Below are 12,084 nucleotides of genomic sequence, written 5' to 3' on the forward strand. Positions count from 1 at the left end.
ATATGTCCTTGTAGTCATCCACACTGAAGCTGGCAGAGAGTTTCCTGCTCAACTAAGCTTACCGATACCGCTTTGTACCGTTGAAAAAGGGGGGTAGACGTGATGAGCAACCCAGCCGAACTTCAGGCCACTGTCGAGGCCTTGACTCAACCCGGCAAAGGTCTTCTCGCCGCCGACGAAAGCGGTCCGACAATAGCCAGACGTTTCGAGTCGGTCGGCATCGAATCCAGCGAGGAGAACCGGCGCGCGTGGCGCAGCCTGCTGCTCTCCACGCCGCGACTCGGTGAATTCATCTGCGGCGTGATTCTCTACGAGGAAACCCTGGGCCAACGCTCGAACGACGCAGAGGCATTGCCCGCACTGGCCACCCGGCAGCATATTGTCCCGGGTATCAAGGTGGACCAGGGAAAGATCGCGCTCGCGCACGCCCCTGGCGATGAAATCACGGAGGGTCTCGACGGACTGGCGAAACGCCTCGATGGATACCGCCGGCAAGGCGCCCGCTTTGCAAAGTGGCGCGCGGTCTACCACATCTCCGACCAATTACCGGGACGGCTCGCGATCGAAGCCAATGCCGACGCTCTCGCCCGCTACGCCGCGATCTGCCAGGATGCGGGCGTGGTGCCGATCGTCGAGCCCGAAGTACTGATGGATGGCGACCACACGATTGAACGTTGCGTGGAAGTCACCGAGTCCGTCCTGCACGAAGTTTTTCACGCATTGCGTCGACACGCTGTGATCCTTGAACACATGCTGCTTAAACCCAGCATGGTGCTCGCTGGAGCAGGGCACGCGCAGCAGGCGCCCGCCGATGAAATCGCCCTGCAAACCGTCCGCACGCTCAAACGCACCGTGCCGGCGGCGGTTCCCGGCATTGTCTTTCTGTCCGGCGGACAGACGCCCGAAGAGGCAACCGCCAATCTCGACGCAATGAACCGGATCGGCCCTCTGCCCTGGCGACTCAGCTTCTCTTACGGCCGGGCCTTGCAGGAGCCGCCGCTCGCAGCATGGAAAGGACTCGCAGCCAATGTGGAGGCCGCGCAGAAAGCATTGCTCAAACGCGCGCAACTGAACAGCGCCGCCTGCTTCGGACTGTACGATCCGGCTCTGGAGCAAGGCGCCTGAAAGAACGCCGCCCTTCGGATTCATCCGGCGGCATCGCCGATATCCGCCCGCAGCCTTTGCGCCGCCGGCCCCAATGCCGCGGCAATGTGCGGGTCGAACGTCCAGTGCCCGGCCGCGTCGACGATCTGCAACTCGGCGCGCGGCCACGCGTCGGCCAGCGCTTTCGCCTGATCGGCAGGACACACCATGTCGAAGCGGCCGTGCACGATATGGCAGGGCAATTGCGCAAAACGCTCCACACATGCCAGCAACGGTGGCGGAGGCAATTCGTCGGCCATATAGTGCCGTTCGAGCAATGCCATTGCGATCGCGGCCCGCGACGACTCTTCCTCGCTGTGCGCCTCGGTCTCCGGCCCGGACGCGTCATGGCTGACGCGCGATAGCGTCGCTTCGTAATCGCGCCATGCACGTGCCAGCGCCGTGCTGGCCGTGTCGAAGCGGGCGAGCGGCGCCGCAGTCATGTCCAGCAGTTCGTGCGCGTTCGATGGACGCCGGCCCGCCGCGCGTTCGATGGCGTCGAGAAACGTGTTGTGCACGTCGGGATAAACGCGCCGGACGTCCCACAGGAACCAGTCGGTGTCTTCGCTGCGGGCGAGATAAACGCCCCGTAGCAAAAAACCCAGACAGCGCGACGGATGTGCTGCGCCGTAAGCAAGCGCGAGCGTCGTGCCCCACGATCCGCCGAAGACCGCCCAGCGCTCGATACCCAGCCGCTCGCGCAACTTCTCGGTGTCACCGACGAGGTCCGCCAGCCCGTTGTTGCGTAGTTCGCCAAACGGGGTCGAGCGGCCGCATCCGCGCTGATCGAAGAATACGATGTGCCACTGCCGGGCATCCAGAAAGTCTGCCCACTGCAGGTTCATCGCGCCGCCCGGGCCGCCGTGCAGAACGACGATCGCCGGCGCGTCCGGGTTGCCCTGGCTTCGCCAGTAGATCGAGTGCCCGGCGCCGACGTCGAGCATGCCGTCACGAAAGTCGTCGTGAGCATCCATCAGGACTTCGCCTCCTGTTGCGGTAAGCAGGCTGTCTCAGCCAGATTGGTGCAATGTCACGTTTCGCGCTTGCTGTGATAGTGCCGATGCGCCTTCGCACGATTCCCGCACGACGACATCGAGCACCATCTTCGATTCGCGCTCTTGCTGTCGTCGATAAAGAGCCATCGGCAGCGGCCGTTGGCGCAGCATTTCAGTCTGGCGAGCCGCGGACCGCCCAGCAGGTCCGCCGCCGACCACAGCACCGGACTCAGCAGGCGTTCGATGTCGACACGCCCGTGCCCGATCGCCCACATGAATCTGCCGTCCGCCATCACCAGTTCGGAGCGGCTCGCGGCGCGTGCGAAAAACGCTTTCAACGCAGCCACGTCCCGCGCCGCCGCACCGCCTCCTTTCGCGCTGACCAGTAGCAAGCGATAGAGCGTCTCGCGAAGCGCGCATGCCGACGAAAATGCGTTGCCTGCCGCGCTTTCGTCGCTGGCATATGCCTCCCGGAACACGCTTATCAGCTCCAGCGGGATTGCGCCAGATTGCTCGCACCACGCGAGCACATCGTCGAGTGTACTGAGGCTTTCCGTAGGCTCGTCTTCGCCGCGCCAGTAGCGCGTGTTTGCAAAATCAAGACTGAGCGTTTCCGAAGGCCCCGGAACCAGAAAGCTTTTATCTGTTTTTCGAGCAGTAACCATACTTCATTCTACCTAACCGTCATGACGGTTGACAGAGCGCTGTAGTGCGTCCTAACCTGACTACCACGATCGTCAGGCTTGTGTGATCCCGACAACTTTGACTGGAGACGTCATCGTGATCGACCATCTTTCCATCGGCGTCGCCGATCTGCCGAAAACACGTGCGTTTTACGATGCCACGCTCGGCGCGCTCGGCTACGAACGTCTCAGTGACGCAGACGACGCCATTGCGTACGGCCCCGATACGCCCGTCCTCTGGCTGGTCAAGGCGCCCCATCCCGTCGCGCCCGATCCGGAATCCGGCCTCCATCTGTGCTTCAAGGCAAACGATCGCGCCTCAGTCGACGCGTTCCATCGCGCAGCTCTCGGCGCTGGCGGGGCCGACAATGGGCCACCCGGGCCGCGGCCGGCATACGGGCCGACTTACTACGCCGCATTCGTGACCGATCCGGACGGATACCGGATCGAAGCCGTCTGCTACGCGTGACACCTCGGGCCGGCCTTGTAATATTCCGGTCCTTGCGGGACACTTGCCAGCTTCTCTTTCCGACGCCGATCAGACCGGGCCCGCGCGGCCGAACAGGCTCGCCAGGACTCGCGTGCGCAAGTGGCGTCGTTCATTTCACCGTGGAGCACGCATGACTGGTGTTGGTCTTTTTCTCACGGCTGCGGGCGTTGGTCTCGCGGTTGCCGCCCCTGTCGGTCCGATGGGCATGCTGTGCATCCGGCGCACGCTGGCCGAGGGACCGCGCGCCGGGCTTGCAATCGGCTTCGGCATTGCCTGCGGCGACGCGCTCTATGGACTCGTCGCCGCGTTGGGCATGGTCAGCGTGTCGCAGTTCATGCTCGCGTACGACAGGCCGCTGCATCTCGTAGCCGGCCTCTTCCTGCTGTATCTCGGCGTTCGCACGTTCATGCAGAAGCCGGCGACCGACGCGGCGGCCACCAATGGCGCCGCAACCGGCACGGTGCGGACCTACGCAAGCGCACTGCTGCTCACGCTGACGAATCCGCAGACCATCATCATGTTCGCCGCGCTGTTCGCAACGCTTGCGCCGCGCGGGGCCTTTTCGACGGGCATCGCGCTGACCACGGTATCCGGCGTCTTCAGCGGCTCGATCGCGTGGTGGTGCTTTCTGGTCACGGTGGTATCGGGTGCCCGCCATGCGCTCGGCGCGAAGCTTCGCCATCTGATCGACCGTGTCGCGGGCCTCGCGCTGGCGGCATTCGGCGCGGCTGAAATCCGGCGCGCGATCTAAACGGCGCACGCCGCTGCCGGGGCGCCGCCTTCCTGGCGGCCGTCCCAGCTTCAGTTCAAGGCAGCGCCGGATTGAACGAAAACTGCTCGATATTGGGACCTCTGGTAACAACGGCCGTACGCTCCGGGATTTCCTCCCAGGCGCCCTGCAGGTCAACGAGCGGCTCCGACAGTACAAGGTAAGCATCGTCGCCGACGGCCTTCATGCGCGGGTCTTCTGGATACAACTCACGTAGATGTCGAATCGACGTGCTATGAAACAGCGAGCGCGACTGGGACTCGCTCGAATAACGCGCTGCCACGATCTGCTCGCCGTCCGTCGCGCACACGGTCATGTTCAGCGGATGTTCCACGCCCCGTCGCCGGGCCGTCTCTTCGATCATGCCGGCCATTCGTTCGAGCGCCAGCACCGGTGCGATTTCGAGGCCAAAGGTCAACGCCAGAAAGAACATCACTTCCGAATCGGTCGAACCTTCGATCGACGGAAACAGATCAGGATCGATCGCCAGCATCAGGTCGCGTCGGACACTCGGGTAATGACGGATCAACCCGTTATGCATGAAGAGCCAGCGCCCGTAGCGAAACGGATGGCAGTTGGTTTCCTGCGCGGGCGTATCCGTTGCGGCGCGAATGTGTGCGACGAAGAGCGGCGCCTTGATCGCACGCGCGGCTTCGCGCAGATTGCGGTCGCTCCACGCGGGTTGGATGCACCGGTAGCGGAACGGAATATCCGTAGGATGGCCGTACCAGCCCACGCCGAAGCCATCGCCGTTGGTCGTCGTGTGGCCCATACGTGAATGCAGGCTCTGGTCGATCAGCGAATGATCGGCGCGAAACAGCACTGCTTCGAGTTGAATGGGGTTTCCTGTGTAAGCCAGCCAGCGACACATGATCCGTCTCCTCTGATACACCTCTCGCAACGGCCTTTACCTCACCGTATCTGGGCAATCGGCGTCAGAAACTCCTGAAGGCCCGTCAGCATGATCTGCACGCCGATGCAGAGCAGCAGGAACGACGATACTCGCATGGCGACCTTTGTGCCATCGACCCCAAGATAACGCGCGAAGTACGATGCGCGGCTGTAGACAAGGTAGACCACGACTGCGATCAGTACTGAAATGGCGATCGACCCAATGGCCGACACGACGAAGTCGGCGAGCTTGCGCGAGCGGTTTGCATTCAACGCGATCGCCGTCGCGATGGAGCCTGGACCTGTCGTCAGCGGCACGGTGAGCGGGAAAAAGGCCTTCGACATCGCGTTATCCGCATCGACGTTTCTCACCGCGGATGCATTGGGCCGGACCTCCGGCGCGTTCAGCATCTGCCAGCCGGCGACCGCGACCGCAAGCCCGCCGCCGATGCGCAGCGCCTGAATCGAGATGCCGAAGAAATGGAGCACCGGGGTGCCCAGAAAAAACGCGACCAGCAACACGATGCAGGCGTTGACGGCGACTTTCTTCGCCAGCGCGGCCCGTTCTTCGTAGGTAAGCGTGTCGGTCCGGTCCAGGAAAACGAACGCGATCCCAAACGGGTTGATGATGGCGAGCAATCCCGTGAAGCCGAACAGGATGTCGGAGATCAGGCTCTGTACCATGTGTGCGATCCGCGTATGGCGACTGGCTCGCACCGCCCTTGTGGAAGCGGACCGAGCAGCCGGTTGTTGTACGACGGGATGGCATCGATACGCCAATCGACACGACATCCCGCTTACTTTTCACCCGCGCCGCGCCGCCTTCGTTTGACGCAATGCAGAATGCCAGGCAGCGACCTGAAATGTATCATCGGGCGACCGTAGCAGGAACGATCGCATCGATGCCCTCACTCTTTAACGAAGTCTTTGGCGACATCCCCGGCAACCTGCACGCGCAAGACAGACAGCAAGGCCAGATTACCGCGGATCGCCGGACCCTTTCAACCCGCCTTCAGTATTTTTGATCGCCTTTACGGACGGGATGTATCAGGCATAAAGTCGGCGCGACAGCACGCGTTCATCACAGCGTCGCTCTCCGGAAAAAAACCACAAGACGTACCAACCGCATTCGAGGAGTCGTCCATGCCCTTGCGTTTGCTGGCTGCCTTACCCTTCATCGGTATCCTGCTTGGTGTTCCTTTCGTCAACCGGGTCGAGCCGCTCGTGCTCGGCATGCCGCTCGTACTCGCCTGGATTGTGATGTGGGTCGTGCTCGGGGCAGCGATCATGGCGATCATTTATGCCTTCGACCCAGCCAACCGCGAACCCGTTGACGAAGCCCAGGTGCAGTCATGAGCAGCGCACTCATCCTCATTGCGGCCGTAACGGCGTTCGCGCTGTTCCTTGGCGTGCGTGCCCGGCGCGGGCACGACATGAACCTCGAGCAGTGGACAGTTGGCGGCCGCAGCTTCGGCACTGCGTTCGTGTTCCTGCTGATGGCGGGCGAAATCTACACGACGTTCACGTTTCTCGGCGGCAGCGGTTTCGCCTACGGCAAAGGTGCGCCGGTCTATTACATTCTGGCCTACGGGACGCTCGCGTACATTCTGTCGTACTGGATGCTGCCGCCGATCTGGCGCTACGCCAAGGCGCAACGGCTTGTTTCCCAGTCGCACTTCTTCTCCCGCAAATACGACAGTCCCGCGCTGGGCGTGCTGGTCTCGCTCGTGGGTGTCGCCGCGCTGATTCCGTATCTCGTACTGCAACTGAAGGGGCTCGGCATCATCGTCGCGACTGCGTCGTATGGCGTGATATCGTCGACCGCGGCGATCTGGATCGGGGCGGCTGTCGTCACTGCGTACGTGATGGTTTCGGGCGTGCGCGGATCGGCGTGGAACTCGGTGGTCAAGGATGTGCTGATTCTTGCGATCGTGCTGTTCCTCGGCATCTATCTGCCGATTCATCACTACGGCGGCCTGAGCGACATGTTCCGCGCCATCGACGCCGCCCGTCCCGGCTTCCTGACCTTCCCGGCGAAGGGTTCGAGCGTCTCGTGGTTCCAGTCGACGGTGCTCCTGACCGCGCTTGGCTTCTTCATGTGGCCACACACGTTCGGCTCGATCTTCACGGCACGCGACGAGCGGATCTTCCGGCGTAACGCGATGATCCTGCCGCTTTACCAGTTGATCCTGCTGTTTGTGTTTTTCGTCGGTTTTGCGGCAACGCTCAGGGTGCCGGGTCTGAAAGGCGGCGATATCGACCTGTCGCTGTTCCGCCTGTCCATCCTGACGTTTGACCCGTGGCTCGTCGGTGTGATCGGCGCAGCGGGCGTGCTCACGGCGCTCGTGCCGGGCTCGATGATTCTCACGAGCGCTTCCACGCTTCTGGCGAATGACGTCTACCGCGGCGCGTTGCAGAAGAAGGCCTCCGACGCCACGGTGGGCCGGCTCGCGCGCCTGCTGGTTCCGGTGGTCGCACTGGTTGCGGTCACCTTTACGCTCAACGGAGGGGAGACGATCGTCGCGCTGCTGCTGATGGGATACAGCTTTGTCACGCAACTGTTCCCTGCTCTGCTGTGCAGTCTCTTCAAGCGCAACCGTGCGACGAAACAGGGTGCGTTCTGCGGGATTCTGGCCGGTGTGGCTGTTGTCGCCTTGACGAGCACGATGCACCTGAGCGTAGGGCAACTGTTCCCGTTCCTGTCCGATGGTTTCAAGGACGTGAACATCGGGTTCCTGGCGCTTGCTGTGAACGTGATCGTGTTGATTGCCGTCAGCGCGGTAACCCAGCCGCGAGCGGCAGCCAAAGCTTCACACGTCCATCTGCACTAGGCCTTGCCCTAACTCGCGTCTCGTTCGTCGCGGCTTCCCTGCTTTCGCTCACGGCGGCTCAGGGCGCCGCGACGGATCGACACACGCGGGCCCAACGCCGCCAGTCGATCAGACAGCCTGTCGATGCGTCTTCGCATACAGCGAGGAATCGCTGAACGCATCGGCGGCCAGCACTCTCCCGACGAGTATCAGCGCCGTACGCTCGATCTGCGTGCCCTGCACCTTTTCACCGATGTCCGCCAGGGTCCCGCTCACGCGTTCCTCGTCGGGCCAGCTCGCCCGATAGACCACCGCAACGGGACAATCCGCGCCGTAGTGCGGGAGCAGTTCATCGACGATTCTGGCCAGATGCCTCACGCCCAGATGAATTGCCATCGTGGCGCGATGTCGCGCGAGGTCGCCGAGCGCCTCGCCTGCCGGCATGGTCGTCTTGCTCGCGTAGCGCGTCAGGATCAGTGTCTGCGAGACGTCCGGCAACGTCAGTTCGCATCCGAGCGAGGCCGCGCACGCTGCCGTCGCCGTCACGCCCGGCACGATCTCATACGGAATGTTCAATGCGTTCAGCCGGCGGATCTGCTCGCCGATTGCGCCGTACAGCGAGGGATCGCCGGAATGCACGCGCGCGACGTCCTGTCCTTTCTGATGCGCCTCTTCAAGCAGTGCGACGATCTGGTCGAGATTCAGTTCGGCCGTATTCACGACGCGCTCCGCGCTATTGCCTTCGAGCACGGCTTCAGGAACCAGCGACCCGGCATACAGGATGACCGGGCAACTGCGCACAAGACGCTGCCCCTTGACCGTGATCAGTTCAGGATCGCCCGGTCCTGCGCCGATGAAAAATACCGTCATGTACGACTCCGTGATTCGATCCGCGTGCATGGCATGATGATCTGCACGCGTTCCTGGTGTGTTCAGTGCTTTAGGGAAGCTCACTTCGCAACGTGCCGAGCAGGTCAGCCGGGCCGTCGAACTCGCGATCCACTGCCGCCAGCGTCGGACGACGCAGCATCACGACCGGCAAACCGAGCGCGCGCGCCACCTTCAGTTTGGCTTCGGTCGCCTTGCCGCCGCTGTTCTTGCTGACCACCACGTCGATCCGATGCTCGTCGAAGAGCCTGTGTTCGCCATCGACGGTAAACGGCCCGCGCGCATCCATCACGCGGGCGCGTGCGCTTCCTGCATGTGCGTCGAGACAGCGCACGATCCAGAACTGATGGGCGGGCACCTCGTCGAGGTAAGTAAGCGCTTCGCGCCCGAGCGTGAAAAGCGGTCGATGGAACGAAGCAAGTGCGGCGACAATGCCAGCCCAGTCGTCGACCACGCGCCAGTCGTCGTCCGCCTGCGGCTGCCAGGGCGAGCGCCGCACGCGCCAGCACGGAATGCCCGCCGTCGCGCACGCAGACGCGGCATTCGCACTGATCTGCGCGGCATACGGATGGGTTGCATCGACCAGCAGTCCGATGCCCTCCGCCCTCAGGTAATCCGCCAGCCCCTTGGGGCCGCCAAAGCCGCCGACACGCACCGCGCAAGCCAGATCAGTCGGCACCTTGCCGAGACCCGCGAGACTATAGACGTGTTCGGGACCGAGTTGCCGTGCGATCTGCAGCGCATCGCCGGTGCCGCCGAGCAACAGGATGCGTGTCATTGCGCGACGCCCGTGATGTTGCCCTGCCGGTCGATGGTGAACATCTCGACCTTCACGCTCGCCGGCACGATATCGCGTGCCACCCGCAACGCGTGGCGGCACACGATATCGCCGAGCGGGATGCCCGCGGCGCGCGCGATCGCCATCGCCTGCTGGCTGGTGTTCGATATACGGATGGCGTCCTGCAGCGTGTCGTCCGCGCCGTGCTCCGCAGCCCACGTCGCGAGTTGAGCGAGATCGATGCTCGAGGTGCGGCTATGCAGATCGAGATGCCCCGCTGCGAGCTTGCTGAGCTTGCCGAAACCTCCGCACACGCTCAGGCGCTCGACGGGCGCGCGACGCACATGCTTGAACACAGCGCCAACAAAATCGCCCATCTCGATCAGGGCGATATCGGGCAACTGGTAGTGCCTGCGCATCGCGTCTTCGCTTGCGTTTCCTGTGCACGCGGCGATATGCATGTAGCCGTTGGCCCGCGCGACATCGATGCCCTGATGAATCGACGCGATATACGCTGAGCACGAAAACGGCCGGACGATGCCCGTCGTCCCAAGAATAGACAGCCCGCCGACGATGCCGAGCCGCGGGTTCATCGTCTTCAGCGCGAGCGCCTCGCCGCCTTCGACGCCGATCGTCACCTCGAAGCCGCCCGCATAGCCCTGTTCGGCGGCAAGCTCGATGAGGTGCGTCGTCATCATCTGACGCGGCACGGGGTTGATCGCGGGTTCGCCGACGGCCAGCGTCAGCCCCGCACGCGTGACCGTGCCGACGCCAGGGCCCGCATGAAAACTCACGCCCGGCTCCGCGCGCAAGCGCACGCGGGCAAACACCACGGCGCCGTGCGTCACGTCGGGATCGTCGCCTGCATCCTTGATCGTGCCCGCTTCCGCGCCGTCGCCGGTCAGGCGGCAAAACACGAGCGGCATCGGCACGTGCTGGCCCTTTGGCAGCACGATTTCGGCCACGTCGCTTGCGACTCCCGTCAGCAGCAGCCGCGCAGCGGCGAGCGACGTCGCCGTCGCGCAACTGCCGGTCGTATAGCCGCTGCGCAGTGGTACGGGCTGTTCGGGGGTTTCGTCACGCATCACGGCTTGCGGGATTCGAGCAGGGTAATCGGCAACGCCTGGCGCCATGTATCGAAGCCGCCGAGCGGTTGCGCCTGCGCAAGCGCGATGCGCGTCAACGTGCCGCCGTGGCTGTCGCGCCACGCAACCAGGGCCGCTTCGCCCTGCAGCGTCACGGCATTGGCGACCAGCCGGCCGCCGCTTTTCAGCCGCTGCCAGCATGTGTCGAGCACGCCCGGCACGGTCACGCCGCCACCGATAAAGATCGCATCGGGCGCAGCGAGGCCGTCGAGCGCGTCGGGCGCCCGGCCAGCGACGATCTGCAACGCCGGCACCCCCAGCGCATCGCGATTGTGTTCGATAAAGCGCTGACGTTCGGGATGGGCCTCGATGGCAATCGTCCGGCAGGATGGATGCGCGCGCATCCATTCGATGCCGATGGAGCCGCAACCCGCGCCGACGTCCCACAGCAACTCGTTTGGCCTCGGCGCAAGACGCGCGAGCGTGATCGCGCGGATGTCGCGCCTGGTCAGTTGGCCGTCGTGCAACCAGGCATGGTCGGGAAGCCCGCTTGTCAGCGGCAGCACGCGGGCATCGTCTGCCGCGCGGCATTCGATGGCGATCAGGTTCAACGCGGCGATACTGTCGGCGCTCCACGCCTCGGCGCGACCGTCGATGCGCCGCTCCGCCGCGCCGCCCAGATGCTCCAGCACGATCATCCGGCTGGGGCCGAAGCCGTGCGCAGTGAGCTGGGCTGCGATCGCAGCGGGCGTGCCGCTGTCGCTGCTCAGGACGAAAAGACGCGTGCCGTCGTGCAGATGCGCATTCACGGTCGCCAGCGGCCGCCCGACCAGCGACACCGTCGCGACGTCCTGCAACGGCCAGCCAAGACGCGCGGCCGCAAGCGACAGCGACGACGGCGCGGGCAGCACCCGCAGCTCGTCGGCGGGCAGCTGCCGCGCGAGCGTCGCCCCGACGCCGAACAGCATCGGATCGCCGCTTGCCAGCACACAGATCGGGCCGGCCGCGTCACGATGCGCCAGCACGGACGCCACGTCGAACGGCCGCGGCCAGGGCTCGCGCCGGGCGCGCAGGCGGGCCGGCAGCATCGCAAGATGGCGCTCGCCGCCGTAGACGACGGACGCATCGAGCAATGCGCGTCGCGCCGTCCGTCCCAGACCGGCAAAACCGTCATCGCCCATCCCCACCACGGTCAGCCATGCCGGCATGCATCCCTCTCCATTCAGAATCCCGATATCACTGCCGCGGCACGCCAACCAAGGCCGCAGCGTACTTGCGCTGTTCGAAAAAAGGCATAATACAGCGTTCGCCGGTGCCCTTCGGGGCCGAAGAGGGAACACAGTGCCACTGTGGCTGCCCCCGCAACTGTATGCAGCGAGTCCGCACTTTACCTGCGCCACTGGTTCGACCGGGAAGGCCGGTGCAGACGACGACCTGCCAGCCAGGAGACCTGCCGGCGAGACTGTTCGTGCCAGCCAACATCGGGCGGGGTGTACCGATGCCGCAGCATTGCCCCTTTCGCGGGTTGCTCGGGCCGTCGCGCGACGCTAAC

Annotated in this window: 14 protein-coding genes and 1 riboswitch; of the genes, 6 read left to right on the forward strand and 8 right to left on the reverse strand. The window is 64.1% G+C overall.

Features of this window, described 5'->3' with window-relative positions:
- Nucleotides 1–102 precede the first annotated feature (102 nt).
- The gene (locus B0G77_RS22610) at nt 103–1,125 is read left to right on the forward strand and encodes a class I fructose-bisphosphate aldolase (protein ID WP_133664350.1); all 1,023 of its coding nucleotides are present in this window, start codon (nt 103–105) and stop codon (nt 1,123–1,125) included.
- A gap of 20 nt (nt 1,126–1,145) precedes the next feature.
- Here the strand turns inward: B0G77_RS22610 and pip are convergent, their stop codons facing one another.
- Nucleotides 1,146–2,117 carry a prolyl aminopeptidase gene (pip, locus tag B0G77_RS22615; protein WP_133664351.1) on the reverse strand — a complete coding sequence of 324 codons (972 nt, stop codon included), beginning with the start codon at nt 2,115–2,117 and terminating at the stop codon, nt 1,146–1,148.
- Nucleotides 2,118–2,173: 56 nt separating this feature from the next.
- Nucleotides 2,174–2,803 (reverse strand): ABATE domain-containing protein, encoded by a 630-nt coding sequence (locus B0G77_RS22620; RefSeq protein WP_133664352.1) that lies wholly within the window; start codon nt 2,801–2,803, stop codon nt 2,174–2,176.
- A 115-nt stretch (nt 2,804–2,918) separates the two neighbouring features.
- Here B0G77_RS22620 and B0G77_RS22625 point away from each other — a divergent pair, with 115 nt between their 5' ends.
- Nucleotides 2,919–3,290, forward strand: a complete 372-nt coding sequence (locus tag B0G77_RS22625; RefSeq protein ID WP_133664353.1) for a VOC family protein — start codon at nt 2,919–2,921, stop codon at nt 3,288–3,290.
- A 151-nt stretch (nt 3,291–3,441) separates the two neighbouring features.
- Nucleotides 3,442–4,062, forward strand: coding sequence for a LysE family transporter (locus B0G77_RS22630; RefSeq protein WP_133664354.1), 621 nt, complete (start codon nt 3,442–3,444; stop codon nt 4,060–4,062).
- Between the two features lie 55 nt (nt 4,063–4,117).
- Here B0G77_RS22630 and B0G77_RS22635 read toward each other — a convergent pair whose 3' ends face one another.
- Both B0G77_RS22635 and B0G77_RS22640 read right to left on the reverse strand, forming a co-directional pair.
- Complete coding sequence (locus B0G77_RS22635; RefSeq protein WP_133664355.1) at nt 4,118–4,951, reverse strand: class II glutamine amidotransferase; 834 nt, start codon at nt 4,949–4,951, stop codon at nt 4,118–4,120.
- A gap of 41 nt (nt 4,952–4,992) precedes the next feature.
- Nucleotides 4,993–5,655: a MarC family protein gene (locus tag B0G77_RS22640; protein ID WP_133664356.1), complete on the reverse strand. Its 663-nt coding sequence runs from the start codon at nt 5,653–5,655 to the stop codon at nt 4,993–4,995.
- 38 nt (nt 5,656–5,693) lie between these two features.
- Here B0G77_RS22640 and B0G77_RS22645 point away from each other — a divergent pair, with 38 nt between their 5' ends.
- The 3 genes from B0G77_RS22645 to B0G77_RS22655 all read left to right on the forward strand — a co-directional run bounded on the left by B0G77_RS22645 (nt 5,694) and on the right by B0G77_RS22655 (nt 7,802).
- The gene (locus B0G77_RS22645) at nt 5,694–5,996 is read left to right on the forward strand and encodes a hypothetical protein (RefSeq protein ID WP_133664357.1); all 303 of its coding nucleotides are present in this window, start codon (nt 5,694–5,696) and stop codon (nt 5,994–5,996) included.
- Between the two features lie 118 nt (nt 5,997–6,114).
- Nucleotides 6,115–6,327, forward strand: a complete 213-nt coding sequence (locus B0G77_RS22650) for a DUF3311 domain-containing protein (protein ID WP_133664358.1) — start codon at nt 6,115–6,117, stop codon at nt 6,325–6,327.
- Entirely contained in the window at nt 6,324–7,802 is a 1,479-nt protein-coding gene (locus B0G77_RS22655; RefSeq protein ID WP_133664359.1) for a sodium:solute symporter, read from the forward strand. The genes B0G77_RS22650 and B0G77_RS22655 overlap by 4 nt, the downstream gene beginning before the upstream one ends.
- Before the next feature lie 108 nt (nt 7,803–7,910).
- Here B0G77_RS22655 and cobM read toward each other — a convergent pair whose 3' ends face one another.
- From cobM to cbiE, 4 genes are all read right to left on the reverse strand, one after another.
- Nucleotides 7,911–8,651: a precorrin-4 C(11)-methyltransferase gene (cobM, locus tag B0G77_RS22660; RefSeq protein ID WP_133664360.1), complete on the reverse strand. Its 741-nt coding sequence runs from the start codon at nt 8,649–8,651 to the stop codon at nt 7,911–7,913.
- A gap of 70 nt (nt 8,652–8,721) precedes the next feature.
- Nucleotides 8,722–9,447, reverse strand: coding sequence for a cobalt-precorrin-6A reductase (locus B0G77_RS22665; RefSeq protein WP_133664361.1), 726 nt, complete (start codon nt 9,445–9,447; stop codon nt 8,722–8,724).
- Nucleotides 9,444–10,532 carry a cobalt-precorrin-5B (C(1))-methyltransferase gene (locus tag B0G77_RS22670; protein WP_133664362.1) on the reverse strand — a complete coding sequence of 363 codons (1,089 nt, stop codon included), beginning with the start codon at nt 10,530–10,532 and terminating at the stop codon, nt 9,444–9,446. The genes B0G77_RS22665 and B0G77_RS22670 overlap by 4 nt, the downstream gene beginning before the upstream one ends.
- Nucleotides 10,532–11,740, reverse strand: a complete 1,209-nt coding sequence (gene cbiE, locus B0G77_RS22675) for a precorrin-6y C5,15-methyltransferase (decarboxylating) subunit CbiE (protein ID WP_133664363.1) — start codon at nt 11,738–11,740, stop codon at nt 10,532–10,534. The genes B0G77_RS22670 and cbiE overlap by 1 nt, the downstream gene beginning before the upstream one ends.
- 85 nt (nt 11,741–11,825) lie before the next feature.
- Nucleotides 11,826–12,005: riboswitch (cobalamin riboswitch) on the forward strand.
- Nucleotides 12,006–12,084: the final 79 nt, after the last annotated feature.

It is taken from the genome of Paraburkholderia sp. BL10I2N1 (assembly GCF_004361815.1).
Taxonomy (GTDB): domain Bacteria; phylum Pseudomonadota; class Gammaproteobacteria; order Burkholderiales; family Burkholderiaceae; genus Paraburkholderia.

Excerpts from the sequence above, each read along its gene's own strand:
- B0G77_RS22665 (WP_133664361.1), bottom strand. The coding sequence starts at position 9,447 with ATGACACGCATCCTGTTGCTCGGCGGCACCGGCGATGCGCTGCAGATC.
- pip (WP_133664351.1), bottom strand. The coding sequence starts at position 2,117 with ATGGATGCTCACGACGACTTTCGTGACGGCATGCTCGACGTCGGCGCC.
- cobM (WP_133664360.1), bottom strand. The coding sequence starts at position 8,651 with ATGACGGTATTTTTCATCGGCGCAGGACCGGGCGATCCTGAACTGATC.
- B0G77_RS22650 (WP_133664358.1), top strand. The coding sequence starts at position 6,115 with ATGCCCTTGCGTTTGCTGGCTGCCTTACCCTTCATCGGTATCCTGCTT.
- B0G77_RS22610 (WP_133664350.1), top strand. The coding sequence starts at position 103 with ATGAGCAACCCAGCCGAACTTCAGGCCACTGTCGAGGCCTTGACTCAA.
- cbiE (WP_133664363.1), bottom strand. The coding sequence starts at position 11,740 with ATGCCGGCATGGCTGACCGTGGTGGGGATGGGCGATGACGGTTTTGCC.
- B0G77_RS22655 (WP_133664359.1), top strand. The coding sequence starts at position 6,324 with ATGAGCAGCGCACTCATCCTCATTGCGGCCGTAACGGCGTTCGCGCTG.
- B0G77_RS22670 (WP_133664362.1), bottom strand. The coding sequence starts at position 10,532 with ATGCGTGACGAAACCCCCGAACAGCCCGTACCACTGCGCAGCGGCTAT.
- B0G77_RS22630 (WP_133664354.1), top strand. The coding sequence starts at position 3,442 with ATGACTGGTGTTGGTCTTTTTCTCACGGCTGCGGGCGTTGGTCTCGCG.
- B0G77_RS22635 (WP_133664355.1), bottom strand. The coding sequence starts at position 4,951 with ATGTGTCGCTGGCTGGCTTACACAGGAAACCCCATTCAACTCGAAGCA.
- B0G77_RS22640 (WP_133664356.1), bottom strand. The coding sequence starts at position 5,655 with ATGGTACAGAGCCTGATCTCCGACATCCTGTTCGGCTTCACGGGATTG.
- B0G77_RS22620 (WP_133664352.1), bottom strand. The coding sequence starts at position 2,803 with ATGGTTACTGCTCGAAAAACAGATAAAAGCTTTCTGGTTCCGGGGCCT.